2 protein-coding genes are annotated in these 503 nt (G+C 51.1%); both read left to right on the top strand.

Features of this window, described 5'->3' with window-relative positions; all coding sequences use genetic code 11:
- A partial coding sequence (locus R7O13_RS31350; protein ID WP_318305799.1) for a PfkB family carbohydrate kinase occupies positions 1-296 on the top strand: 296 nt, incomplete at its 5' end.
- Positions 297-315: 19 nt separating this feature from the next.
- Positions 316-503: PTS fructose transporter subunit IIB (locus R7O13_RS31345; RefSeq protein WP_318305798.1), on the top strand; the 188-nt coding region annotated here is incomplete at its 3' end.

Here is a 503-nt window from a genome sequence, read left to right as displayed (position 1 = left end):
CGATGGGCGCTGACGGTGTGATGTGGCTAAACCAAGGCGAGAGGCAACGCGCACAACCGCCACGCATGAATGTGGTGAGCACCGTAGGTGCGGGCGACACACTGGTGGCAGGCTTATGCTGGGGTCACATGCAAGTGATGCCGAAACACGATTTATTGCGCTTCGCGACAGCGCTTTCTGCTTTAGCAGTTAGCCAAGTTGGCGTGGGGCTAACCAGTCAACAAGAACTGGAAAACATTAAGCTGCAAACACAAGTCAGCGAGCTTTACCCTAATACGAACTTAGACAAAAACTAAGGAACAGAAGGTTATCAGTATGAATATTGCCATTATTACTGCCTGCCCTAGTGGTGTTGCTAATAGCATCCTTGCGGCGGGTCTATTAGAACAAGCGGCCGCTAAACTAGGTTGGAACGCCAAGATTGAATGCCAATCCAGTGTTATTGCTCCAACGCCGCTGACAGACGCTGACATTGAACAAGCTGACGCGATCGTAATCGCGGC

This window comes from Vibrio sp. Y176, from assembly GCF_033438945.1.
This window is presented reverse-complemented; position numbering and strand designations above follow the sequence as displayed.